The following is a 25,367-nucleotide window of genomic DNA, read 5'->3' on the forward strand; positions in this document are numbered from 1 at the left end:
AAGCCATCACGATTGTGCCTGGTCGTCCTTGGGTGCTGGTAATCGCGCCAACAACATGAGCAGTTTTCATGCAAATGGGCGATGTGCGTAAAAACCGCGCAGCTTTGTTATGATTCCGCACCTTCTGATATTTGCCCGACCAGGTAGTTCCTATGTCCGACCGCAGCGCTCGTCTCCAAGCACTCCAGAACGCACTCAAAGAGCGCATCCTGATCCTCGACGGCGGCATGGGTACTATGATCCAAAGCTACCGTCTCGAGGAACACGACTATCGTGGCACGCGTTTCGCCGATTGGCCAAGCGATGTCAAAGGTAACAACGACCTGTTGCTGCTCAGCCGCCCGGACGTGATCGCCGCCATCGAGAAAGCCTACCTGGATGCCGGCGCCGATATTCTCGAAACCAACACCTTCAACGCCACGCAGATTTCCCAGGCCGACTACGGCATGGAGTCGCTGGTCTACGAACTGAACGTCGAAGGCGCGCGCATCGCCCGCCAGGTGGCCGACGCCAAGACCCTGGAAACCCCCGACAAGCCGCGCTTCGTTGCCGGCGTGCTCGGCCCTACCAGCCGCACCTGCTCGATTTCCCCGGACGTCAACGACCCTGGCTACCGCAACGTCACCTTCGATGAGCTGGTCGAAAACTACATCGAGGCCACCCGCGGCCTGATCGAGGGCGGCGCCGACCTGATCCTGATCGAAACCATCTTCGACACCCTCAACGCCAAGGCGGCGATCTTCGCCGTGCAGCAAGTGTTCGAGGACGACAACGTCGAACTGCCGATCATGATCTCCGGCACCATCACCGACGCCTCCGGCCGTACCCTGTCCGGCCAGACCACCGAAGCGTTCTGGAACTCGGTGCGCCACGCCAAGCCGATTTCCGTGGGCCTGAACTGCGCCCTCGGCGCCAAGGACCTGCGCCCGTACCTGGAAGAGCTGGCGACCAAAGCCGACACTCATGTTTCGGCCCACCCCAACGCCGGCCTGCCGAACGCCTTCGGTGAATACGACGAGACCCCGGCGGAAATGGCTGCGGTGGTCGAGGAGTTCGCCGCCAGCGGCTTCCTGAACATCATCGGCGGCTGCTGTGGTACCACCCCAGGCCACATCCAGGCCATTGCCGAAGCCGTGGCCAAGTACAAGCCGCGTGAGATCCCGGAAATCGCCAAGGCCTGCCGCCTGTCGGGCCTGGAGCCGTTCACCATCGACCGCCAGTCGCTGTTCGTCAACGTCGGCGAGCGCACCAACATCACCGGCTCCGCCAAGTTCGCCCGGCTGATCCGTGAAGAGAACTACACCGAAGCGCTGGAAGTCGCCCTGCAGCAGGTCGAGGCCGGCGCCCAGGTGATCGACATCAACATGGACGAAGGGATGCTCGACTCCCAGGCCGCCATGGTCCGCTTCCTCAACCTGATCGCCGGTGAGCCGGACATTTCCCGCGTGCCGATCATGATCGACTCGTCCAAGTGGGACGTGATCGAAGCGGGCCTCAAGTGCATCCAGGGCAAAGGCATCGTCAACTCCATTTCCATGAAGGAAGGCGTCGAGCAGTTCAAGCACCACGCCCGCCTGTGCAAGCGTTATGGCGCTGCCGTGGTGGTGATGGCCTTCGACGAGGTCGGCCAGGCCGACACCGCCGCGCGCAAGAAGGAAATCTGCCAGCGCAGCTATGACATTCTGGTCAACGAAGTGGGCTTCCCGCCGGAAGACATCATCTTCGACCCGAACATCTTCGCCGTCGCCACCGGTATCGAAGAGCACAACAACTACGCCGTCGATTTCATCGAGGCCTGTGCCTACATCCGCGATCACCTGCCCCACGCGCTGAGTTCGGGCGGTGTGTCCAACGTGTCGTTCTCGTTCCGTGGCAACAACCCGGTGCGTGAGGCGATTCACTCGGTGTTCCTGTACCACGCGATCCAGAACGGCCTGACCATGGGTATCGTCAACGCCGGGCAGCTGGAAATCTACGACGAAATCCCGGCTGCACTGCGCGAAAAAGTCGAGGACGTGGTACTCAACCGCACCCCGCACGGCACCGACGCCCTGCTGGCGATCGCTGACGACTACCGGGGCGGCGGCGCCACCAAAGAAGTGGAAAACGAAGAATGGCGCTCGCTGCCGGTGGTAAAACGCCTGGAGCATGCGCTGGTCAAAGGCATCACCGCGTTCATCGTCGAAGACACCGAGGAATGCCGCCAGCAGTGCGCACGCCCGATCGAAGTGATCGAAGGCCCGCTGATGAACGGCATGAACGTGGTCGGCGACCTGTTCGGCGCGGGCAAAATGTTCCTGCCCCAGGTGGTCAAGTCGGCCCGCGTGATGAAGCAGGCCGTGGCGCACCTGATCCCGTTCATCGAGGCCGAAAAAGGCGACAAGCCGGAAGCCAAGGGCAAGATCCTGATGGCCACGGTCAAAGGCGACGTCCACGACATCGGCAAGAATATCGTCGGCGTGGTACTGGGCTGTAACGGCTACGACATCGTCGACCTCGGCGTGATGGTGCCAGCCGAAAAAATCCTGCAAACCGCCCGCGAACAGAAGTGCGACATCATCGGCCTGTCCGGCCTGATCACCCCGTCGCTGGACGAGATGGTGCACGTTGCCCGTGAAATGCAGCGCCAGGGCTTCGAGCTGCCACTGATGATCGGCGGCGCTACCACCTCCAAGGCGCACACTGCGGTCAAGATCGAGCCGAAGTACAGCAACGATGCGGTCATCTACGTTACCGACGCCTCGCGTGCGGTAGGCGTTGCCACCCAGCTGCTGTCCAAGGAACTCAAGCCGGGCTTCGTCGAGAAAACCCGCCAGGAATACGTGGAAGTACGCGAGCGCACCGCCAACCGCAGCGCCCGCACCGAGCGCCTGAGCTACAGCCAGGCCATCGCCGCCAAGCCGCAATACGACTGGGCCAGCTACCAGCCAGCGGTGCCCTCCTTCACCGGCGTCAAGGTGCTGGAAGACATCGACCTGCGCACCCTGGCCGAATACATCGACTGGACCCCGTTCTTCATCTCCTGGGACCTGGCCGGCAAGTTCCCGCGCATCCTCACCGACGAAGTGGTCGGCGAGGCGGCCACGGCGCTGTACAAGGATGCCCGAGAGATGCTCGACAAGCTGATTGACGAGAAGCTGATCAGCGCCCGCGCGGTGTTCGGCTTCTGGCCAGCCAACCAGGTCGCCGATGACGACATCGAGGTGTACGGCGAGGATGGCCAGCCGTTGGCCACCCTGCACCACCTGCGCCAACAAACCATCAAGCCGGACGGCAAGCCCAACTGGTCGCTGGCCGACTTCGTCGCGCCAAAAGCCAGCGGCGTCACCGACTATGTGGGCGGGTTCATCACCACGGCAGGCATCGGTGCCGAGGAAGTGGCCAAGGCTTACCAGGACAAAGGCGACGACTACAGCTCGATCATGGTCAAGGCCCTGGCCGACCGCCTGGCCGAAGCCTGCGCCGAGTGGCTGCACGAACAGGTGCGTAAAGAGCACTGGGGCTATGCCCGCGACGAGCAGCTGGACAACGAGGCGCTGATCAAGGAGCAGTACAGCGGCATTCGCCCGGCCCCGGGCTACCCGGCCTGCCCCGACCACACCGAGAAGGAAACCCTGTTCCGCCTGCTCGATGGCACCGCCATTGGCGAAACCGGGCCGAGCGGCGTGTTCCTGACCGAGCACTTCGCGATGTTCCCGGCGGCGGCGGTCAGCGGCTGGTACTTTGCCCACCCGCAGGCGCAATACTTTGCCGTGGGCAAGGTGGACAAGGACCAGATCGAGAACTACAGCGCGCGTAAAGGCCAGGATGTGAGCGTGAGCGAGCGCTGGCTGGCGCCTAACCTCGGGTACGACAGCTAACACCGCGCTGGCTTCTTCGCGGGTAAAACCGCGAAGAGGCCGGCACAGGCAACCCCATAGACATTGCCTACACTGTCCCTGATTGCCTCTGATTCTTCAGGAGCCACCATGGACGATTCCAGCCAGGGCAAACCGCCTACCTTCTGGCAGATGCTGCACAGCATTCTCGCCGCCGCCTTCGGCGTGCAAAGCGGCAAGAACCGCGCCCGCGACTTTACCCACGGCAAAGCCAGCCATTTCATCGCACTGGGGACGCTGTTCACCCTGGTGTTCATTGCCGTCCTGATCGGCCTGGTGCAACTGGCCATGCACCTTACCGCCCGCTAGAAATGAAAACGCCTGCAGGATTCCCTCCCGCAGGCGCTCGGACGGCTTCACGGTCTTGAGAACAGGTCTACTGGTGGCTGACCCAATACACGGCAGTGACCACCACCAACACGATCAGGCAGAGGATCGCCCAGGCATCGACGCTGCTGTCAGCTTTGCGGACCTTGGTTGAGTTTCCCATTGCATTGCCTCTTGTAGTGGTTATGGGAATGCACTTCACCACCAGCAGTTAAGACGAGCAATGCCCTTTCCTCAAGCAGGGTCTTTCAATATTCGACCGGTGCCGTCAGAAACGGATACTGGTAGCCAGACGGCCGCCCTTCGGCACTGTAACGCTGGAAATCGACACCGTAGTCGTCCCGTTCCAGCAGTTTCAGCCAACGCCTGGCCTTGGCCTGGTCGATCAACTGCAGCACCGGCACGCTGTGCTCGCGCAGGCCATCGCGGTTCAGCGCCAGCCCGTGTGCGTCGTCGTGCAGCATCACCATGGCCCAGCCACCCAGGGTAAAGTGCCCGCCCATCAAAACGCTCAGGCGCCCGTCGATACGCGCGCGCAAGGCCTCGGGCGAACTGTTGACCGCGCTGAACAGCACATCGCGCCCCGGCTTGCGCCCGGCGGCTTCGAACGCCTGCATGGCGCCAAAGGCCATTTCGTCATTGGCCGACCACACCAGACGCGTGGCCGGGTAGCGCTCCAGCAACTGCTGCGCCTGCTCGTAGGCGCGCTGGCGGCTCCAGCCGCCATACACCACCTGGCGCAGGCGCACCTGAGGGAAGTCGGCCAGCGCACGGCGCATGCCCTCCTCGCGCAGCTGCGAGGCCGGGGTCGTCTTGACCCCGGCAAACGCCACAAGGTCCACCGCCCCGACGTCGTGCGGCAGTTGCGCGACCATCTGGTGCAACATCTGGAAGCCCGCCTGCTCGTCGTTGCTCATCAAGGTGCCCAGCGGCTCGGCATACTTGTCGGGCTGGGCCTGAATGCTGCGAACCTGGCTGGCCGTCAGGCCGTTGTTGACCAACAGCAGTTTCACCCCCGTGCCACGCGACAGGCGCAGCACTTCGGGCGCGACGTACTGCTCGTTGACCAGCACCAGGTAATCCGGCCGCTGCGCCCCACTCAGGATCGCCCGGGCCTGGGTCAGGGCCAGGTCGGCGCGGCGCTCGCTGTATTCCACCCTGAGGGTCATGCCCAGCTCATCTGCGGCGGCCTGCATGAAGCGGGTGTAGCTGGTCCAGAACGTCTCGGTGGACAGCCCCGGGTTGAGGAAAACCACCGATGGCTGCGCGCTTGCCGCCAGCGGCAGGGCTAGACACAAGCTTTGGCACAGGGCCTTGAGCATAGGGTCACATCTCTGCGAAGCAAACACCGGATTATAAACGCCCTGCCTCGCCCAAGGCACAAATGGCAGTCAGTCTCACATAGTCCATTTGGTTCTTTTCATATGCTAAAACATCACTTTAGCGCATAACCGCAACCTGATATCGTTCCACGGCTCCGTACCGGAGTGCGCGGCCGTGCGCGCGAATAGCTGCATGCCTGAGACAGGACTTATATGTACGTATACGACGAGTACGATCAGCGGATCATCGAGGACCGCGTCAAGCAGTTCCGTGATCAGACCCGCCGCTACCTGGCCGGGGAGCTGAGCGAAGAAGAATTCCGCCCTCTGCGCCTGCAGAACGGCCTTTACATCCAACGTTTCGCGCCGATGCTGCGTGTCGCCGTGCCGTACGGCCAGCTGAACGCCACCCAGGTCCGCACCCTGGCCAAGATCGCTCGCGACTACGACAAGGGCTATGCCCACATTTCCACCCGCCAGAACGTGCAGTACAACTGGCCGGCACTGGAAGACATCCCGGACATCCTCGCCGAGCTGGCCACCGTGCAGATGCACGCGATCCAGACCAGCGGCAACTGCCTGCGCAACACCACCACCGACCAGTTCGCCGGTGTGGCCGCAGACGAAATCATCGACCCGCGCCCGTGGTGCGAGATCGTCCGTCAGTGGACCACCTTCCACCCGGAATTCGCTTACCTGCCGCGCAAGTTCAAAATCGCCATCAACGGCTCGCAGGAAGACCGCGCCGCCATCGAAGTGCACGACATCGGCCTGGAGCCGGTGCGCAACGCTGCCGGCGAGCTGGGCTTCCGTGTATTGGTCGGCGGTGGCCTGGGCCGTACCCCGGTGGTGGGCTCGTTCATCAACGAATTCCTGCCGTGGCAAGACCTGATCAGCTACCTGGACGCCATCCTGCGCGTGTACAACCGTTACGGTCGCCGTGACAACAAGTACAAGGCTCGGATCAAGATCCTGGTCAAGGCCCTGACCCCGGAAGTGTTCGCCGAGAAGGTCGAGGCCGAAATGGTCCACCTGCGTGGCGGCAGCACCACCCTGACCGAAGATGAAGTCCAGCGCGTGTCGCGCCACTTCGTCGACCCGGACTACCTGGCCCTCGACAACGTCGACTACGCCGCCCAGGACGCCGAATACCCAGGCTTCGCCCGCTGGCGTTCGCGCAACACCCGCGCCCACAAGCGCCCGGGTTACGTGGCGGTGACCCTGTCGCTCAAGCCGACCGGCGTTGCCCCGGGCGACCTGACCGACAAACAGCTGGACGCCGTGGCCGACCTGGCCGAGCGCTACAGCTTCGGCTTCTTGCGCACCTCGCACGAGCAGAACATCATCCTCGCCGACGTCGAGCAGCGCCAGCTGCACGCGCTGTGGCTGGAGCTGCGCGAAGGCGGCTTCGCCACACCGAACATCGGCCTGCTGACCGACATCATCTGCTGCCCGGGCGGTGACTACTGCTCGCTGGCCAACGCCAAGTCGATCCCGATCGCCGAATCCATCCAGCGCCGTTTCGACGACCTGGACTACCTGTTCGACATCGGTGAAATCGACCTGAACATCTCTGGCTGCATGAACGCCTGCGGCCACCACCACGTGGGCCACATCGGCATCCTCGGCGTGGACAAGAAGGGTGAGGAGTTCTACCAGGTGTCGCTGGGCGGCAACGCCGCGCGTGGCGCGAGCCTGGGCAAGATCCTCGGCCCGTCCTTCGCCCAGGATGACATGGCCGATGTGATCGAGAAGCTGATCGCCGTGTATGTCGAGCAACGCACCGAGGAAGAGCGTTTCATCGACACCTACCAGCGTATCGGCATCGACCCCTTCAAGGAACGCGTCTATGCAGCGAATCATTAAGAACAACCAGATCGTCGACGAAACCTGGCACTTGTTGCCCAAGGAAACGTCCTTTGACGAGCTGACCAACTGCGACGACTACATCGTCCCGCTGCAACTGTGGCGTGACCACGCCCATGTGCTCAAGGCGCGCGACGGCGGCCTGGGCATCTGGCTGGACAGCGACGAAGAAGCCGAAGAAATCGGCGAAGACGTGCATCACTTCCAGGTCATCGCGCTGAACTTCCCGGCCTTCACCGACGGGCGCAACTACTCCAATGCGCGCTTGCTGCGTGACCGCTACAAGTTCAAGGGCGAGCTGCGCGCCATTGGCGACGTGCTGCGCGACCAGCTGTTCTTCATGGCCCGCTGCGGTTTCGATGCATTCGCCATCCGTGCCGACAAGGACCCGGAAGACGCACTGCAAAGCCTGAAGGACTTTTCGGTGACCTACCAGGCCGCCACCGACGAGCCGCTGCCGCTGTTCCGCCGCCGCTGATCGTCACCTGCAATGCCTGACGGCCCGCCTCCATGGCGGGCCGTTTCGTTTCCTGCCCCCTGACGCAGTCACAACTTGGCCACCGATTCTTGACTGTGAATCAAATGACCTTGGCCCTGCCCTGCCTTAATCCGGCGCACCGAAACCCGCACACTGCACCTATACCCAATGAGATCGACGTTGAGCGACCAGGCTCAATGCTATTCCCCACTCACCAGGAGCAGATTCATGAGCATTCCCTCTTTCGGCCTCGGCACCTTCCGCCTCACCGGCCAGGCCGTCATCGATTCGGTCAAGTCGGCCCTGGCGCTGGGCTACCGGGTGATCGACACCGCGCAAATCTACAAGAACGAAGCTGACGTTGGCCAAGCGATTGCCGAAAGCGGCGTGCCACGCAGCGAGCTGTTCATCACCACCAAGATCTGGGTGGACAACTACGCCGCCGACACGCTCATCCCCAGCCTGCGCGACAGCCTGAGCAAACTGCGTACCGACTATGTCGACCTGCTGCTGATCCACTGGCCAGCGCCGGGCAACGGGGTGGAACTGCGCGAATACATGACCGCACTGGCCGAAGCGAAGAAACTGGGCCTGACACGCCAGATCGGTGTGTCCAATTTCAACATCGAGCTGACCCGCCAGGCCATCGAGGTGGTCGGCAAAGGCGAAATCGCTACCAACCAGATCGAACTCAGCCCTTACCTGCAAAACGGCAAGCTGACCGCGTTCCTAAAGGAACAGGGCATCACCGTCACCTCTTACATGACCCTGGCCTACGGCAAGGTGCTGAAGGATCCGGTACTGGCCGAGATTGCCGCGAAGCACAAGGCTACTGTCGCCCAAGTGGCCCTGGCCTGGGCCTTGCGGTTGGGCTATGCGGTCATCCCGTCGTCGACCAAGCGTGAAAACCTGGCCAGCAACCTGCTTGCCCGAGACCTGAAGCTGGACGCAGACGACATGGCACGCATCGCCACGCTCGAACGCAATGGCCGCGAAGTCAGCCCAGACGGCCTGGCACCGGCCTGGGACTGACCGGGGTACGCCCTTGTGCAGGGGTTACACAAGGGCAGCACCTGGGCACTACACCTCAGTACTGTTTCACGCACCGCAATTATGAAGTGCCCGGCACATCCATTCTCTGTCCAGGCAGCGGCAGCTAACCTGCTACAAGCCAAACGACTCGAGGAGTACACCGATGTCCCGCCCACCCCTTCCACCCTTCACCCGCGAAAGTGCCATCGAAAAAGTCCGGCTGGCCGAAGATGGCTGGAACGGCCGCGACCCGGCCAAGGTTGCGCTCGCCTACACCCCGGACACGGTGTGGCGCAACCGCGTCGAGTTCCCCCGTGGCCGTGCCGAGATCGAAGCGTTTCTGACCCGTAAATGGCACCACGAACTGGAATACCGCCTGATCAAGGAACTGTGGGCCTTCACCGGCAACCGCATTGCCGTGCGCTACGCCTACGAATACCACGACGACAGCGGCCAATGGTTCCGCGCCTACGGCAACGAGAACTGGGAGTTTGCCGACGACGGACTGATGCAGAACCGTCATTCGAGCATCAACGAACACCCCATCAGCGAAGCCGAGCGCAAGTTCCACTGGCCGCTGGGCCGGCGCCCGGATGATCACCCCGGGCTCAGCGAGCTGGGGCTCTGATCAACCCAGTGGCAGCGTGACCTTGGCTTGCAAACCGCCATCGAGGCGGTTGCTCAGTGTCAGGCTGCCACCTTGTTCCAGCACGATGGCCCGTGCGGCGGGCAGGCCCAGCCCCACACCGCCCGTGCCGCGGTTACGTGAGCCTTCAATACGGTAAAACGGCACGAATACCTGCTCCTGCAGGTCTGGCGCGATGCCCGGCCCGCGATCCTGCACGGTAGTCTCTATCTGCCTGGCGGTTACTGCCAAGACCACCGTGGGTTCGCAACCGTACTTCGCGGCATTGTCGATCAGGTTGACCAGCACCCGCTTGATGCCCACGGGCCGCCCGGTGTAAACACAGCGGCGCGGCCCGCTGAGGCGAACCTCCACGCCCGCATCCTTGAAGTCGTCCACCACGGTCAGCAGCAGCTCGCCCAGGTCGAACACGGTGGTCGGTTCAAGCCGCGCGTCATCACGGAAAAACGCCAGCGCGGCATCGACCATGGCCTGCATCTCGTCAACGTCCTGAAACAACTTGGCCTGGGGCTGAGCCAGCACCGTTCAGACTTTGGCCAGACCTTCGGGGTCTGGGGCATCGCCAATGGCCCCATCATCGAGCTGCCACTGCTGGGTACGCACAACGTGCGCGACGCTACCGGCAAGGTGTTGAGCATGGCCGTGGACCCGTTCGGCGATAACAGCGATACGGTTGCCACCCTCACGACCGGGGCCACTGCCGGGCACATCGTGAATGGGCGCGCCGCCGCCCTGCCGTTGACCGATCTGCTGCATACCTGGCCCGACTACTACCTGGCAATGCGCGACTACACCGCCCAGCAGCGCAGCAACCTGGTGGCAGAGGGCAAGGCAGGCAAACCTGGAACGTGGCAAGCCCATTGCCCGGAGGCAACCGGCCATGAATGATGCCCAGGCAGCCATGCTGCTGCTCCGGCGCCTGGAAGGTGCCGCCCGGCAACCCGTGTTGCTGCATGAACTGGAGGCGCGGCTATCGGCTGATGGCCGTAACCTGGTCCTTAGCCGGTATCGGGAGCGCTACAGCGCCGAAGGCAAGCCCTACCGATGCGAGGCTCACCGCAGCATATCGATTGCGGCATTGCTACGCTGGATGGCCAGGCACGAACGCTAAAAGGCTTACCGCCGCCCGATTGGCCTTGATATCGAGCAGCACCCCTGCCAAGCCGTGTACAGTACTCCTACAACAACGCCCGATAAGGAGCCCGGCCCATGACCGTGACGCTGTCCCCCGTGCAGATCGACTGCGCTTTCGATTCCGGCAACATTCAGGTGCTGGACGCCAGCAACCCGGCCCAGGTGCACCTGGCCATCCGTCCCGACACCCACAGCGGCCACTACCAGTGGTTCCACTTCAAGGTCAGTGGGCTGACCCCGGGCCAGGTTCATCGCTTCAGCCTCGACAACGCATCGGGCTCCTCGTACAAAAATGCCTGGAGCGGCTACAACGCAGTGGCCAGCTATGACCAGAACACCTGGTTCCGCGTACCCAGTCAGTTCGACGGCACGGCGCTGTCGTTCGAAGTGAAAGCAGAGCAGGAGCAGATCTGGTTCGCCTACTTCGAGCCCTACCCGCGCGCCCGTCACAACCAGCTGATCGAACGTGCTCGCCAGTTGCCAGGGGTCGAGTTGCTGGCCAGCGGCCGAAGCGTACAGGGCCGCGACATTCCGCTGCTGCGCGCCGGCGATGGCGCCATCGGCAAGCGCAAGCTGTGGCTGATTGCCCAACAGCACCCGGGCGAGCACATGGCCGAATGGTTCATGGAAGGGGTAATCGATCGCCTGCAGGCCAACGATGCAGTGATCCAGCAGTTGCTGGCCAAGGCCGACCTGTACCTGATCCCCAACATGAACCCGGACGGCGCCTTCCTCGGCCACCTGCGCACCAACTTCAAGGGCAAGGACCTCAACCGCGCCTGGCAGGACGCCAGCGTCGAGCTGACCCCGGAGGTGTTCTTTGCCCAGGCGCAGATGAAGCAGTACGGGGTGGATGCCTTTATCGATGTACACGGCGATGAAGAGATCCCCCACGTATTCACCGCCGCCTGCGAGGGCAACCCGGGCTACTCGCCACGCCTGGCAACGCTGGAGGAGCAGTTCCGCAGCACCTTGTGCAGCCTGACCCGGGACTTCCAGACCGTGCATGGCTATACCCGTGACGAGCCAGGGCAGGCCAATACCACGCTGGCCTGCAACGCGGTGGGCATGGCGCATGACTGCCTGTCACTTACCCTGGAGATGCCGTTCAAGGACCATGATGACGCGCCCGATGCGGTTACCGGGTGGTCGGGGGCGCGGTCGAAGGCACTCGCCGGGGCGGTGCTGGAGACATTGGCGAAGATGGTGGGCGATTTGCGCTAACGGGCAGACTGACGTCACATCCTGTGGGAGCGGGCTTGCCCGCGAAGAATACGACGCGGTGTATGGCACCGGCTTCGCCGCTGTTCGCGGGCGAGCCCGCTCCCACAGTGATCGCGCAAACCCTCAAAACCGTTGCCGCAACAGAAAACCGCGTCAGGCTCAGTCAGAACTGCACATCCAGTATCACACTGTCGGAATAGGTCGCCGCTGGCGGCGTAGCCTGGTCCGTGTAGACCTTGGCGTTATAGTTGAACACCTGGCTCCCAGTGCCGGTACCCGCCCCTGGATTCACGTCCGCATCGGCACTGGCACGTCGCGCCGCCCCTGACGATCCCCAGCGCACCGTCCCTGCACTCTTGAAAATGTCGTAGGCCAGGTAATTGTTGGCCGATGACTTCATTCGCCGCCGCCCACCGGACACGTTCTGCCCGTCATCCAGCCCCACCGTGTAACTGCTGCCCTTGGTGCACGACACGTTGATACCCTGGCTTACCGTACCGAACCCCGACACCACCGGCGCACTGCTGAAGCTGATGTTGGGGGTGGTGATCTGACAATCGTTGGTCACCGTCAGGCTCACTGTCATGGGTTTGGAATCGCTACCTTGGTCATACCCTATGCATAAACCGCCAAGGCCAATCCCATCGCAGTACTTCCAGGTCCACTCGACATTGAGAGTTTCCTGATAAAGCCCCGCTGCAACATTAGCGCCGGTCTGAGTGCGCATGTAGATCGGAACAGCCTTGGGCGTACCGTTGAGCAAGCCCAGCAAATCGAGGATGCCGGTGGTCCTGAATTCGAAGGGCGTGCCACGGGCGATCGGATAGGTGGTGGTGGCGTCGGCATACAGCGTGTAGGGGATGACATCGCCGGTTGGCCCTACCAGGCCGCTGGTGGTGGAAGTGATCTTTATTACAAAGGAGTCGGTGTTACTGAGCACGCTGAGCACCGAGCCGTTGCACTGCAACCCCGAGTTGGCGCTGGACGCCGACTGTGACGTGCCGCGCACCTGGGTAGAGTTAAGCGCACCAAACGCCGCTGGCAAGGTGGCCACTGACGTGCACTTGGCCCAGGACGAGCCCGCCAACAACAGCATGGCGCCCGCCCACAACCCTCCCCAGCCGGCCTTCATTTACACACCAACGGGCCAATCAAGGGGACCGAGCCCTGTGCTTGCGGCAAGTCGAATTCCACCTCGCAATGCCCGCCCCCTTCGATCTCTACCTGCAAGCGGTTGTGCGGCGACAGGTTCTCCAGATAGACCAGGCCGTCCCAGCCCACCACCGCCTGGCCGCCACTTTGCTCGTGGGTAACGCGGCTGCCCAACTTGAGTACCTGCTGGTTTGCGTCCACCAGCTCAACGCTGGCCGCCATCACGCGCTTGAGCGGGAACTCCAGCAAGTAGCCGCTGCCCCGGCGTACCGCCACGCGCTGTTCTACGTCCGATGCGAGGACATCCGGCGGCAGGTTCATGGGGTCGATTTCGTACTTGCCCCGGTAGTAACCGCTGCTGTACGGCACCAGCAAGTGCCCCTTGGCATCGGTGCGGCCGACTTCCTGGTTTTCGTAGCGCACCGGTACATCGGCATACCCCGCCGTGCTGACCACCACAAAGGCGTCGTCGATGCGGTTGGCGGCAAACAGCCCGGCGTCCATCCACACCAGCGAGCCACTGGCGTCGGCCCAGCGGGTCATTCCGCCGCTGCTGCCATACACACCAGCCTGCAGCTGCACCGACTGCAGGCGCCAGGTGACGTCGGCCTGGCGGTAGGCATCGCGATCACTGCCTGCGGCATACCCCAGGTTGTAACCAACACCGCCACCTACCGGCACCGCACGGCTGTAGTTGACCCGTTGCAGGCGCTCGCCTTCCTTGCTGCGCTCCATGCCCAGCGCCAGGGTGCCATGCAGGTCGAACGGGATTACCAACTGCGCCTGCACCGCCCAATGGCTGTCGCCCACCTCGCGGTTGGCCGACAGGTACACACTGCTGCTGCCCCACAGCGGCCTGCTGTAACTCAGGTTGATCAACCGGGTACGCGTGCCATCACCGGCGCGCACATCGAAGTAACCGGCGCCGACGCTGCCATACTCGTTCAGGTTGAGGCTGAGGGTGACCTGCTCGCTGCTTTTACTCAGTTGCATGTCCGGGGCATCGACCCGGGTCAGGTCGGCATAGTCCCCATGGCGTTGCAGGCGCTGGTAGCTGAAGCCAATGCGCTGGCTGTTGTACTGATAACCCAAGGCGACCTGGTGGCCCTTGTCACCGTCAAACCGGCTTTGCGCCAACGCGGCGTTAAGCACGCCGAAGTTGCCCAGCCGCATGTTGCCGCCCAGGCCACCCAATGCCAGCGACTCAGCGGTTTCGGCGTGGGTTTCCAGGGTGAAGCTGTCGCTGACGCCGTAACGCAAGCTGGCCGACGCAACGCCTGGGCCGTATGCGAAATCGCGTACGGCGTAATCACGGCGCAAACTGCCTGCGGCCACCGAATAATCCGACAGGCCTTTCTGCAGCAGGCTACTGGTTACATAGAACGGCAAGGTGGTCGACACCTGCCGGCCCAGCGCATCGGTAGTAACGACCACCGCCTCCCCCGCGCCATTGATGAAGGGCACGTTGGTCAAGGTGTAAGGGCCTGGCTGTAGCTCGGTAGTGCTGGATTTGTAGCCGTTGATGAACAGGTCCAGCGACGTTGGTACTGCCGCCTCCCCTGCGAACGCTGGCAACGGGTAAGTGACCAGGTCGGGGCGCGCACCAAAGTCACGTGACAACTGCAAGCCGCCCACGCGTACCGAACTGCTCCAGGGCAAGGCGTCGGTCACGAAATCACCCGCCTCATACGTCAGCAGGCGCTGCTCGTCGGTGAAGCGCCAGGTGGTGTCGTAGCGCATGAAGCCTTGCCGCGTGGCGTCCGCCTGTACGCCATTGAACGACTGGCGCCACTGCCCGGTGCTGGAAAAGGTGCCCCAGCTGTCGAACAGGCGCAGCTCGTTCCAGGCCGCCAGGTAGGTGCCGCCGTCGTCGGTGTCATTCAGGTACAGGTCATAGTTGAACAAGGCGCCGAAACTGCTGCGGGCATCGCTGGCCGGGTACAGGTTGCGGTCGCCCAGCTGCTGGTCTGGCAGCCAGGCTGGCGGCACCTGCAGCAGCAGGCGTTGATTCTGGCTGTCGTAGTCGGTATGCAACCCCACGATGCGCTCCAGGGCCACTTCGCCCTGAGGGTTGCCCGGCAGCGAGATGCCCGCCGCGCGCAATACCTCGCTGTCCAGGTACAACTGCCCGGCCCGCTGCTGCACCGGCACCAGTTCAGCCCTGGGCATCTGGTTCACCAGCAGGTCGAGGTACAGCGTGGCATCGGCGATGGCGGACATCTCCGTGGGCGGCGGGGGCAGGCCGTCGGCCAGCGCCAGCCCAGGGCTGACCACGGCCAGCCCCAGGCACCAGCGGTGCGTCATCGCCGTCAGCCACTTCACACACGGTTTCCAACCATTGCCGGGTCCTCCCTGGCCCATGCACTGCATTCAGTTGCTGGCTCATTGGCCTTGGCGGATGGCGTCCGCCGAGCCTTGGCCGTTGACCCGCCCCTTGAGCACGCTGGTGCTGCCGGGCGCCACGGGTGCCGGCCAACGCATGCTGGCACCTGGCAGTACATAGCCCAGCAAGCCCTCGGCCAACGGTTTGCTCTGGCTGCCTTGCTGCACCACCACATCGGTCAGGCGCGCATGCACCGGGCCCGTGTTACGCAGCTCAACGTAGGGTTTGCCCTGCACGGTCACGGGGCGCCAGCTGAGCTGCGGCTTGCCCACACCCTCGACATTACGCTTGCCCTCGGGGTCGGCCTTGCCCCACAGCCCCTCGCCGTAGACGAACAAAGGCACCGAGTAACGCATCTGCAGGCGGATGGCCGCTGTTGCGCCAGGCTCGGCCTTTTCGACAGGGAGGGCGGACGGGATTTCGTCGATGATGATGCGGTAGGCCTGCTCCTGGCCGGCTGGCGAGGGGCCGGTGCGGGTCAGGCGGATCAGCTGCTTTTGCCCCGGCGCAATGTTGGCCACCGGCGGGCTGCCTATGATTTCGCGCTGCGCCTGGAACTGCTCCTGGTAATCACCCTGGCGCCAGGCAAACACGCGCACCTGCAAGTTGGCCGGCGCAGTGCCACGGTTTTCCAGCCACAGGGCACCGGCCTTCTGGTCGGCTTCCAGCACCGGGTCGATCGGCCAGATCAGCACCGACGTCGCCGCCCCTGCCGGCAAGCTTGCCAGCCACAACAATCCGATCAATCCATGCGCCCACTTCGCGCCTTCCCGCATGCAGCTCTCCTTAGACACTTGTCGTTGCTGGCGCTGGCGTCTACCAGGTCACCGTCACTTGCACCACATCGGTGTAGGTCCCTGCCGGCAGGGTGCCGGTCAGCTGGACCCGCCCGTACACCGGCAGCTTGATCGCCGTCGGGTCGGAATAGCTCACGGCCACGCTCTGGCCGATCCCCAGGCTCTGGCTGAAGGCCGCGTCCCGGTACAACTGGTAGGCCAGCAATTGTGCCCCGCTCGCACGCTTGAGGTTGCGTGTGCCGCTGGCACTGTTCTGCCCCCCGTCAAGGCTCATGCTCATGGCCACGCCTGGCGTGCACTGGAACGTCACCGTGCTGCCGCCCAGCGAAGTGCTGAGTGTGCTGGTGGACAACGCTGACTGCGTGCCGTAGTCCAGCGCCCCGTAGTTGGTGACGCCGCCCATCACCAGGCAGCCGGCAACGATTTGAGCCGTCACCGTGAAGGTGCTGGTGGTCACCGCACTCAGCGGGGTGGCCAGCAACAGGCCGGTACCGGTCAGGCCCCACGTCAACCAGCGGCGCATGGCTCAGAACGACAGCTCAACCGAAATAGTGTCGGTGTAGGTCCCGGGTGGCAAACCGGCCTTGCCCACCGCCCTGCCGTAAAGATTGACCGTCTGGGCCGCGCCGGTGCTGGTTGGTAACGTGATGGTGCCGTCGATCGCCAGCAAGTTCGAAGCACCGGAGTCGGTATAAAGGTCGTAGGGCACAAAATTGCCAGCGCCATCGGCAAGCGCCCGCGTCCCCCCGCTCGACTGGCCATCATGCAGGCCGGCGCGCACCTTGATCACAGGGATCGCACCCGCCGAGCACAGAATGCTCATGGCACCGCCACCACTCCTCTGTACCTGAGCATTGGCGCTGGTGAACAAGGCATCCACGGTGCCGAAGTTCAGCGCGCCGAAATTCAGCCCTGATGTCGCCGTACCGCCATTGACCTGGCATGCGGCAATCAGGGTCAACGTCGAGGTAATGCTCCCGGTCACCGTGGCGGCCTGTGCCGGAGAGGCCAGCGCCAGGCCGAGGCCTGCAAGCATGCAGCATGAAAGGTTCGTTCGCATCGGAGTCTCCTTGCGTAGTTACCAGTCCAGGGTCACTCTCAGGGTGTCGCGGTACAGCCCGGCCGGCAGCGCGCGGGGTTGCGCCACTACCACACCGTAGATGGGAATCGGGATCTGCCGGGCGCTGTTGATGGTGAAAGCGCGTGCCTGGCCGATGACGTAGCGGCTATTGCCGCCCGGGTCGACCGCCAGTTGATAAGGGATCAGTTCACGGCCGTTGCTCAGGCGGCGAATACCATCATCGCCATTCAGGCCACCATTGATCCGTACGTTGAAGGCCCGAACCTCGGGTGTGCAGCTGATCTGCAGGCTGCCCTCGCCGCTCGCTTCGTCAACCCGGCTACGCAGCGGCTGGTCCCAGTTCGGGCCGCGCTCGCCAAAGTCCAGTACACCCGGGTTGCCAAGCACGGCCGGTTGCGTTTCGTTGCTGCTGATCTGGCAGGCCGCGCTGATGACCAGCCTCGCCTGGATGAAGCCGGTGGTGCTGCCATGCGCCGTGCTACCGGGTACCAGCAGTGGCCCCAGGGTGAGCAACAGGATCGAAGTGCGCTTCATGGCATCGCGTCCTTGTGCATGGTGATATCCCTACCAGGTGACCGTGACTTTGAGCAGGTCGGCGTACAGCCCTGCATCCGGCACCCAGGCCAGTTTGTCGACACGCGCATACAGCGGCAGCTCGACCGAGCCACTGCTTGGCACCCGCGCCGACTGGGCCACGCCAACCTCCAAGGGGTCGCGCCAGGCAGCATCGCGGTACAAGCGATAAGGTATGGGCCGGGCCGTGCGGTCGTCGCTGGCCAGGTAACGCAGTTCGCCAACGCCGCCATGCTGGCCGCCGTCGACGCGCACTTGATAAGGGGTGCCCGGGTTGCACTCCAGGCGCGGCGGGCGCTGGCTCAGCAGAACCCCGCTCAAAGGCGCGCCAAGGCCGTCCAGACGCGCCGTCGCACCCAGGTCGATCCGCCCCAGCGCCTGGGCTCCCGCATCGCGTGCCTGGGTCACCAGCATGCAGCCACGCTGCACCAGTACCCGCACTTCCACGAGAAAATCCGCTGCCACGGTACTGCCGCTGAACAACAGGCCCAACAGCACGGCCACCAAGCGCTCCGTCACCTTATTATCCTTGTCGTTACGTCCTGAATTGAGCGTAGCAGCGAGGCAGCGCGACCGTGGTGGCATCAAGCCATTTTTTTGTATTAGCGATAAAGCGATACCGCCCCGTCAAAAAAAACCAGCACCGCGTAGAACCCCTCGCTACCCAATGCCTCCAATGGCCAGAGGCCGGTAAAACTGCTGATATTCTGTTAGGGTGACACACCTTATCCTGTGCCATACAGGGACGGACAAGACAGGAGCGTTTTCACTGATGACTGCAGACAACACGCTGGAAGAAGCCATGGAACGCTGTGCCCGGGAACCGATCCACGTGCCGAGCAGCATCCAGCCCCACGGTTTCTTGCTGGTGCTGGATGCCACCGACCTGTGCGTGCTGCAGGCCAGTGAAAATGTCGAACAGTGGCTGGGTTTGCCGGCCCGGGAACTGATCGGTTGCCAATTCACCCACCTGGTCGGCGACGGTTTTGACCTACGCGCGCAGCTCGCGCGCATACCCGACGATGAAATCTTCCCTTTTCACATAGGCGACGTGCGCTTGCGCCAAGGCGCGCCGTTCAGCACCCCGTTGCACCTGCTGGTGCACTGTCACGACGACGTGCTGGTGGCCGAGCTCGAACCCCCACGCCTGCCACCGGACCTGGTCGGGCAAGGCGACTACTACCCACTGGTGCGCAGCTTCGTTGGCAGCCTTCAGCTGGCCAGCAGCCTTGAAGACCTGCTGCAGCAAACGGTGCTGCAACTCAAGCGCATCACCGGTTTTGGCCGGGTCAAGGCGTACCGTTTCGATGCCGATGGCAACGGCCAGGTGCTGGCCGAGGTGGCCGACCCGGGCTACCCCCGTTACCTGGGCCTATGCTTCCCGGCTGCAGACATCCCGCGCCAGGCGCGCGAGCTGTACCGGATGAACCGCATACGCGTGATCGAAGATGCCAACTACCAACCCTCGCCCCTGCACCCGGCCACCAACCCGCGTACCGGCAAGGCACTGGACATGAGTTTTGCCACGCTGCGCAGCGTGTCACCGGTGCACCTGCAATACATGCGCAACATGGGCACGCTGGCGTCGATGTCGTTGTCGATCGTGGTCGACGGTGAACTGTGGGGGCTGGTGTCCTGCCACCATGAGCAGCCGCGCGCAGTGGACCTGCGTACCCGCACGGCCAGCGAGCTGCTGGCCAGCGTGCTGTCGCTGCAGATCGAGTCCCGCGAGGCGCATGCCAGCACACGCAAGCTGCTGGCGCTGCGCCAACACATCGTGCGCATGATCTCGTCCATGGCCGACCATGACAGCGTCAGCGACGGCCTGCGCGACCTGCCCCATGTGCTACTGGCCTTTGCCGATGCGCAGGGTGCCGCCGTGATCTCGGCCGAACGCTGCGACCTGATCGGCAAGACCCCGCCCGAAGCCCAGGTGACCGCGCTGGTACACTGGCTTGGCCAGCGCGGTGCAGACACCGTGTTCCACAGTGACAACCTGCGCCGTGACATCACCGACCTGCCCGAGCTGGCCGCCCATGCGGGCGGTGTGCTGGCGGTGGCCATCTCGCAGATCCACTCGCACTACCTGCTGTGGTTTCGCCCCGAGCAGGTGCGCACAGTGAACTGGGCTGGCCAGCCGACCAAGCAGGCCGGGCCGCAGGGCAACCTCGACCCGCGGCACAGTTTCGAACGCTGGCAGGAAGAACTGCGCGACTACTGCGAGCCCTGGGACCCGCTGGTGATCGAGGGCGTGATGGAGTTGCGCAGCGCGGTGCTGGGCATTGTGTTGCGCAAGGCCGAAGAGCTGGCGCAACTGGCAGGCGAGCTGCGCCGTTCGAACAAAGAGCTTGAAGCATTTTCATACAGCGTGTCCCACGACCTGCGCGCCCCCTTGCGGCACATTGCCGGCTACACCGAACTGCTCGGCGAAATCGAAGGCCTGGGTCTGAGCGAACGCGGCAAGCGCTACCTTCAGCATATCGGAGAAGCAGCGCACTTCGCCGGCAGCCTGGTGGACAACCTGCTCAACTTCTCGCAAATGGGCCGCTCGGCCTTGCGCCTGTCCGACGTCGACCTCAACACGCTGGTCGATGCGATTCGCAGCGAGCTGGCACCGGATTACGAAGGCCGCGCAATCGTTTGGGACATTGCTGAACTGCCCAAGGTGATCGGCGATCCGGCATTCATCAACATGGCCTTGCACAACCTGATCGCCAATGCCATCAAGTACACGCGTGGCCGTAACCCCGCGCACATTGGCATCCGCGCGGTACAGCACCCTGACGAAACCGAAATCATCATCGTCGATAATGGCGTAGGCTTCGACATGGCCTACGCCAACAAGCTGTTCGGGGTGTTCCAGCGCCTGCACCGCATGGAGGACTTCGAAGGCACCGGGATTGGCCTGGCCAGCGTACGTCGTATCATCGAGCGCCATGACGGCCGGGTCTGGGCCACTGGCCAGATCGACCAGGGTGCCAGCTTCCACTTCACCCTGCCACACCACCCCGCATCCACCTGAGGCACCACTATCACCATGCTCAAACCCATCCTGCTGGTCGAAGACAACCCAAGGGACCTGGAGCTGACGCTGCTGGCCCTGGAGCGCAGCCAGTTGGCCAACGAAGTCATCGTGCTGCGCGACGGCGCCGATGCCCTGGACTATCTGCTGCGCCGCAATGCCTATGCCGATCGCGACGACGGCAACCCTGCCGTGCTGCTACTGGACCTGAAACTGCCCAAGGTCGATGGCCTTGAAGTGCTCAAGGCAGTTCGTACCACACCTGAACTGCGCAGCATCCCCACGGTCATGCTGACCTCCTCGCGGGAGGAGCCCGACCTGCTGCGCGCCTACGAGTTGGGGGTGAACGCGTATGTGGTCAAACCGGTGGAATTCAAGGAATTCGTCGCCGCCATCTCCGACCTCGGGGTATTCTGGGCAGTGCTCAACGAACCGCCACCCGGCTCACTGCGGCTGAACCGTCGCGGTAGCAACTGAGGCCGCCGCAACGATGCAGCAAACGCCGTTGAAAATACTGATGGTCGAGGACAGCTCGATGGACGCCGAGCTGACCCTGATGCGCCTGGAGCGCAGCGGGCTGAATGTGCAGCACCGGCTGGTGTTCGACCATGGGGGTGTCGAACATGCCCTGCGTGAGGCCCACTATGACCTGATCCTGTGCGACTGCGTGCTGCCAGGCTCGTCCGGCACCGAGGTGCTGGCCATCGCCCAACGCCTGGCGCCAGCCGTACCGTTCATTTTCCTGTCCGGCATCTATGGCGAAGAGCACGCGGTGGAAATGATCCGCCTCGGCGCCACCGACTATGTGCTGAAGAAAAACTTGCCGCTGCTGCCCAAGGCCGTGCGCCGGGCCCTGACCGAGGTGCAGGAACGCCAGCGACGGCGCCGCGCCGAAGAGGCACTGGCAGATGTCGAAGCCCGTGCCCGCATCGCCATCGACGCCGCCGGCATGGGCACCTGGGACCTGCGCCCGCAAGAAGGCTTGCTGCTGTGGGACGACCGCTGCAAGACGTTGTTCGGCCTGCCCACCAGCACCGAAATGAGCCTTGACGTGTTCTACGCCGGCATCTACCCCGACGACCTGCCACTGGTGCGCGAGGCGGTGGAGCACGCCATGCGCCCGGAAAGCGGCGGCCACTACCGGGTCGAGTTCCGTATTGCCCAACCCAACGGGCTGGAGCCACGCTGGTTGCTTAGCAGCGGCCAGTGCCAGTTCGTCAACGACCAGTGCGTGCGTTTTTCCGGCGTACTGCAGGACATCCACACCCAGCGCCTGGCCACCCAGGCGCTGCGCCAGCTCAACGAGATGCTGGGCGAGCGGGTGGAGCGCCGCACCCGAGAACGCGACCGCGCCTGGGAGCTGTCGCAGGACCTGCTGGCCGTGCTCAACAAAGACCTGACCCCAGTCGCACTCAACCCCGCCTGGGAAGCCAGCCTGGGCTTCTCCCGCGAGCGTCTGAGCCAGTCCTCCTTGCTGCACCTGCTGCCCGAGCACGACCAGGAACTGTTGCTTACCGAGCTGGCCGCCCTCGCCCACGGCCGCACCAGTGCCCGCTTCGTCGGGCGCATCCAGCACGCCGGTGGGCAGCAGCGCTGGCTCTCGTGGGTAGTGGTGCCCGAAGACACCTTGCTGTACGTGGTGGCGCGCGACATTACCAGCGAGCGCGAAGCCGCCCTTGGCCTGGCAGAAGCCAACACGCGCCTGCGCGAGCAGATCAACGAGCGCGAACGCATCGAGGCGGCGCTGCAACAGATGCAGCGGCTGGAAGCGGTCGGCCAGCTGACCGCAGGCGTGGCCCACGACTTCAACAACCTGCTGACGGTCATCCTCACCGGCGCCAGCTTTCTCGAGCGCGACCTGGCCAAGGCCAACCTGGACAAAGCCCGCGCGCGCCTCACCCACATCCGCGAAGCCGGCGAGCGTGGCGCCAAGCTGACCTCACAGCTGCTGGCGTTTTCCCGCCGTCAGCGCCTGGAACCCGTGCCGCTGAACCTCAATCGCACCCTGGCCGGCCTGCAAGAACTGTTAAGCCGCACCTTGGGCGGTAACGTCTCGGTACGCCTGGACCTGGACCCGGCCCTGTGGCAGGCCCTGACCGACCCTACCCAGACCGAAATGATCATCCTCAACCTGGCGATCAATGCCCGCGATGCCATGCCCGATGGCGGCCAACTGACCCTGACCACCCGCAACACCCGCATCGATACCCGCCCGCAGCGCCCCGAAGACCCGGAGCCTGGGGAGTATGTGATGCTGAGCATCCGCGATACCGGCTGTGGCATGAGCGAAGACGTGCTGGCCAAGGTGTTCGAGCCGTTCTTTACCACCAAGGACATCGGCAAGGGCTCCGGTCTTGGCCTGGCCCAGGTGTTCGGCTTTGCCAAACAGTCCGGGGGCGGCGTGCGCATCGACACCGTACCTGGCCGTGGCACGCAAGTGGCGGTGTATCTGCCGGCGGTCAAGGAGCAGGCCATGAGCGAACCGGCCGTACCGCTGCTCAGGCAGTCGGTCAGCGACAGTGGCTGCAACCGTACGGTACTGCTGGTGGATGATGACCACCTGGTGCGCGACATGCTGGGCGACGTGTTGCGCCAGTACGGCTACCAGGTGCGCCAGGCGCACAGCGGCGAACAGGCCCTGGCCCTGCTGGATGGGGAAATCGACCTGCTGCTTACCGACTTCGCCATGCCCGAGTTCAACGGCGCGCAGTTGGCGCTGGCGGCCCGTGACCGCTACCCGCACCTGCCGGTGGTGTTTCTAACTGGCTATGCGGAGTTGCAAGGGCTGGATTTACCGGGCAGCGTGGTGATCCAGAAACCCGTGCAGGCGGATGAACTGGCCAGGGTGCTAAATGAAATGCTGGGGATTGCAGGTTAGTTGAGAGCGGCACACGGCCGCTCTACAAACATCGCGCAAAAACGACAAAAACGACAAAAACCAGCGCTCATTTTCCTAAGCACCGGGTGATATACGTTTGAATCTGGAAAATGGCAGGGGCGGCTGGATTCGAACCAACGCATGGCAGGATCAAAACCTGCTGCCTTACCGCTTGGCGACGCCCCTGTATCGGATGCAGCGTTTGCTGCTCTGACAATTCCAACTGAGTGACAACTGGGTTGTTGTCTTGGAATGCGCGGCACTTTAACAACAAAGTTTTGATCTGTGAAGCCCCTAATGAAAAAAAATTGCCAGAAAACAGCGAGTTAGTCATATTCCCCCACGCTGATGCCAGACCTATCGCATGAAGCGATCATTGCCGGCCACTTTCTGTATTGGCCAAAATGGCCGCCCTCGGGCAAGCTGCACGCTGCCCCGCCATCGCCCAAGGAGCTGTGCATTTGTCTGCCTGGATCCCCGCCCCACTTCGCCAGCTTGGCCAACGCCTGCGTGGCGCCGAAGCCAACCACAGTGAACTGCTCGACTGGTTCGAGGACAAAGCCCGCAGCCGGGGTTACCAGCTGAGTGATGGCCAGCGACGGGTGATCCAGTGCATGGCCACACAACTGGCACAGCTCGAACAGGGGCAGCCACGCAGCCTTTACCTGTACGGGTCGGTGGGACGCGGCAAGAGCTGGCTGCTCGATGGCTTTTTCCAGGCGGTGCCGGTGGACGCCAAACTGCGCCTGCACTTTCATGACTTCTTTGCCCGCCTGCACCAGGGCATGCACCGCCACCGGGCATTGGACGATGCACTGGGTGCCACACTCGATGACCTGGTGGGCGATTGCCGGGTGCTGTGCTTCGATGAGTTCCATGTGCATGACATTGGCGATGCGATGCTGCTCACCCGGTTGTTCAACGCCTTGTTCAGCCGTGGCGTGTTCCTGCTGGTGACCTCCAACTACGCCCCTGAAGGCTTGCTGCCCAACCCGCTGTACCACGAGCGTTTCCTGCCCGTGATCCGCCTGATCAACAGCGCCATGGAAGTGCTGGAGGTAGGCGGCGATATGGATTTTCGCAGCCTGCCGGCCAACCGCGAGCACCAGCGTTTCACCCAGGGCCATTATGTGTGGCCAGGCGATGCCGCGCAGCGCCTGGCGCTGAACGTGCCCCGCGAACAGCCGGTGATGCTGGAGGTGAACAAGCGCCCCTTACGCGCACTGGCCATTGAGGGCCGGCGGGTGGTGCTCGGGTTTGACGACTTGTGCGAAAAGGCCACGGCGGTGATCGACTACCTGGTGCTGGCGCAGCAGTACGATGAGTGGATCATTGATGGGCTGGATGACCTGGCGGAATGTTCGCTGGCAGCCCAGCAGCGCTTCGTGAACCTGGTGGATGTGCTGTATGACCAGGACCGCCAAGTGACGGTGATTGGCAAGCGACCGCTGGAAGAGAGCCTGGGCGGGCCGCTTGCCGACCTGATGCGAACCCGCAGCCGGTTGGGGCAACTGCACCAGGTAGCCCTTTAGATCGACATTGCCTGAAACGGCCTTTTCGCGGGTAAACCCGCG

General features: G+C 63.4%; 20 protein-coding genes, 1 tRNA gene and 2 pseudogenes. 13 read left to right on the top strand and 10 right to left on the bottom strand.

Features of this window, described 5'->3' with window-relative positions:
- The first annotated feature begins 152 nt into the window (after window positions 1-152).
- Both metH and ACF8R4_RS00915 read left to right on the top strand, forming a co-directional pair.
- Window positions 153-3,860, top strand: a complete 3,708-nt coding sequence (gene metH, locus ACF8R4_RS00910; protein ID WP_060498265.1) for a methionine synthase — start codon at window positions 153-155, stop codon at window positions 3,858-3,860.
- 108 nt (window positions 3,861-3,968) lie between these two features.
- Window positions 3,969-4,187: a DUF2970 domain-containing protein gene (locus tag ACF8R4_RS00915; protein ID WP_104835146.1), complete on the top strand. Its 219-nt coding sequence runs from the start codon at window positions 3,969-3,971 to the stop codon at window positions 4,185-4,187.
- Window positions 4,188-4,453: 266 nt separating this feature from the next.
- Here the strand turns inward: ACF8R4_RS00915 and ACF8R4_RS00920 are convergent, their stop codons facing one another.
- Window positions 4,454-5,527 (bottom strand): ABC transporter substrate-binding protein, encoded by a 1,074-nt coding sequence (locus tag ACF8R4_RS00920; protein WP_060498266.1) that lies wholly within the window; start codon window positions 5,525-5,527, stop codon window positions 4,454-4,456.
- A 213-nt stretch (window positions 5,528-5,740) separates the two neighbouring features.
- Here ACF8R4_RS00920 and ACF8R4_RS00925 point away from each other — a divergent pair, with 213 nt between their 5' ends.
- The 4 genes from ACF8R4_RS00925 (at window position 5,741) to ACF8R4_RS00940 (ending at window position 9,531) form a co-directional block, all read left to right on the top strand.
- Entirely contained in the window at window positions 5,741-7,393 is a 1,653-nt protein-coding gene (locus ACF8R4_RS00925) for a nitrite/sulfite reductase (RefSeq protein WP_060498267.1), read from the top strand.
- Entirely contained in the window at window positions 7,377-7,871 is a 495-nt protein-coding gene (locus ACF8R4_RS00930) for a DUF934 domain-containing protein (RefSeq protein WP_060498268.1), read from the top strand. Before ACF8R4_RS00925 ends, ACF8R4_RS00930 begins: the two co-directional genes overlap by 17 nt.
- Before the next feature lie 228 nt (window positions 7,872-8,099).
- A complete protein-coding gene (gene dkgB, locus ACF8R4_RS00935) occupies window positions 8,100-8,903 on the top strand; it encodes a 2,5-didehydrogluconate reductase DkgB (RefSeq protein WP_060498269.1) in 804 nt (267 codons plus the stop codon).
- Between the two features lie 163 nt (window positions 8,904-9,066).
- A complete protein-coding gene (locus ACF8R4_RS00940; RefSeq protein ID WP_060498270.1) occupies window positions 9,067-9,531 on the top strand; it encodes a nuclear transport factor 2 family protein in 465 nt (154 codons plus the stop codon).
- Here ACF8R4_RS00940 and ACF8R4_RS00945 read toward each other — a convergent pair.
- Window positions 9,532-10,065 (bottom strand): annotated as a pseudogene (locus ACF8R4_RS00945) (sensor histidine kinase); the annotation flags it as partial. It lies immediately after the preceding gene.
- On the opposite strand from ACF8R4_RS00945, the pseudogene ACF8R4_RS00950 reads away from it, so the two are divergent.
- From ACF8R4_RS00950 to ACF8R4_RS00960, 3 genes and pseudogenes are all read left to right on the top strand, one after another.
- Window positions 10,054-10,437: pseudogene (locus ACF8R4_RS00950) on the top strand (MlaA family lipoprotein); the annotation flags it as partial. The pseudogenes ACF8R4_RS00945 and ACF8R4_RS00950 overlap by 12 nt on opposite strands.
- The gene (locus ACF8R4_RS00955) at window positions 10,430-10,660 is read left to right on the top strand and encodes a hypothetical protein (protein WP_060498271.1); all 231 of its coding nucleotides are present in this window, start codon (window positions 10,430-10,432) and stop codon (window positions 10,658-10,660) included. The pseudogene ACF8R4_RS00950 and the gene ACF8R4_RS00955, both read left to right, overlap by 8 nt.
- 98 nt (window positions 10,661-10,758) lie before the next feature.
- On the top strand, window positions 10,759-11,907 hold the full coding sequence (locus ACF8R4_RS00960) for a M14-type cytosolic carboxypeptidase (protein ID WP_104835150.1): 1,149 nt from the start codon (window positions 10,759-10,761) through the stop codon (window positions 11,905-11,907).
- 163 nt (window positions 11,908-12,070) lie between these two features.
- Here the strand turns inward: ACF8R4_RS00960 and ACF8R4_RS00965 are convergent, their stop codons facing one another.
- From ACF8R4_RS00965 to ACF8R4_RS00995, 7 genes are all read right to left on the bottom strand, one after another.
- Window positions 12,071-13,039: a spore coat U domain-containing protein gene (locus tag ACF8R4_RS00965; RefSeq protein WP_060498273.1), complete on the bottom strand. Its 969-nt coding sequence runs from the start codon at window positions 13,037-13,039 to the stop codon at window positions 12,071-12,073.
- The gene (locus ACF8R4_RS00970) at window positions 13,036-15,333 is read right to left on the bottom strand and encodes a fimbria/pilus outer membrane usher protein (RefSeq protein WP_392491539.1); all 2,298 of its coding nucleotides are present in this window, start codon (window positions 15,331-15,333) and stop codon (window positions 13,036-13,038) included. Before ACF8R4_RS00970 ends, ACF8R4_RS00965 begins: the two co-directional genes overlap by 4 nt.
- 108 nt (window positions 15,334-15,441) lie before the next feature.
- On the bottom strand, window positions 15,442-16,218 hold the full coding sequence (locus ACF8R4_RS00975) for a molecular chaperone (protein ID WP_104835152.1): 777 nt from the start codon (window positions 16,216-16,218) through the stop codon (window positions 15,442-15,444).
- Window positions 16,219-16,258: 40 nt separating this feature from the next.
- A complete protein-coding gene (locus ACF8R4_RS00980) occupies window positions 16,259-16,762 on the bottom strand; it encodes a spore coat U domain-containing protein (protein WP_060498274.1) in 504 nt (167 codons plus the stop codon).
- A 3-nt stretch (window positions 16,763-16,765) separates the two neighbouring features.
- Window positions 16,766-17,299: a spore coat U domain-containing protein gene (locus tag ACF8R4_RS00985; protein WP_060498275.1), complete on the bottom strand. Its 534-nt coding sequence runs from the start codon at window positions 17,297-17,299 to the stop codon at window positions 16,766-16,768.
- Between the two features lie 18 nt (window positions 17,300-17,317).
- The gene (locus tag ACF8R4_RS00990; protein WP_060498276.1) at window positions 17,318-17,854 is read right to left on the bottom strand and encodes a spore coat U domain-containing protein; all 537 of its coding nucleotides are present in this window, start codon (window positions 17,852-17,854) and stop codon (window positions 17,318-17,320) included.
- A gap of 30 nt (window positions 17,855-17,884) precedes the next feature.
- Window positions 17,885-18,412, bottom strand: coding sequence for a spore coat U domain-containing protein (locus ACF8R4_RS00995; protein WP_392491498.1), 528 nt, complete (start codon window positions 18,410-18,412; stop codon window positions 17,885-17,887).
- 253 nt (window positions 18,413-18,665) lie between these two features.
- Here ACF8R4_RS00995 and ACF8R4_RS01000 point away from each other — a divergent pair, with 253 nt between their 5' ends.
- The 3 genes from ACF8R4_RS01000 to ACF8R4_RS01010 are packed head-to-tail and all read left to right on the top strand — an operon-like array spanning window position 18,666 to window position 23,793.
- On the top strand, window positions 18,666-20,915 hold the full coding sequence (locus ACF8R4_RS01000) for an ATP-binding protein (RefSeq protein WP_060498278.1): 2,250 nt from the start codon (window positions 18,666-18,668) through the stop codon (window positions 20,913-20,915).
- A 15-nt stretch (window positions 20,916-20,930) separates the two neighbouring features.
- Window positions 20,931-21,392 (top strand): response regulator, encoded by a 462-nt coding sequence (locus ACF8R4_RS01005; protein ID WP_016714727.1) that lies wholly within the window; start codon window positions 20,931-20,933, stop codon window positions 21,390-21,392.
- A gap of 13 nt (window positions 21,393-21,405) precedes the next feature.
- The gene (locus ACF8R4_RS01010; RefSeq protein ID WP_392491500.1) at window positions 21,406-23,793 is read left to right on the top strand and encodes a response regulator; all 2,388 of its coding nucleotides are present in this window, start codon (window positions 21,406-21,408) and stop codon (window positions 23,791-23,793) included.
- 111 nt (window positions 23,794-23,904) lie between these two features.
- Here ACF8R4_RS01010 and ACF8R4_RS01015 read toward each other — a convergent pair.
- Window positions 23,905-23,979: transfer RNA gene (locus tag ACF8R4_RS01015), tRNA-Gln, on the bottom strand.
- A gap of 275 nt (window positions 23,980-24,254) precedes the next feature.
- On the opposite strand from ACF8R4_RS01015, the gene zapE reads away from it, so the two are divergent.
- Window positions 24,255-25,325 (top strand): cell division protein ZapE, encoded by a 1,071-nt coding sequence (gene zapE / locus ACF8R4_RS01020; protein ID WP_392491502.1) that lies wholly within the window; start codon window positions 24,255-24,257, stop codon window positions 25,323-25,325.
- The last annotated feature ends 42 nt before the right edge of the window (window positions 25,326-25,367 follow it).

Source organism: Pseudomonas sp. FYR_2 (assembly GCF_043106425.1).
Taxonomy (GTDB): domain Bacteria; phylum Pseudomonadota; class Gammaproteobacteria; order Pseudomonadales; family Pseudomonadaceae; genus Aquipseudomonas; species Aquipseudomonas monteilii.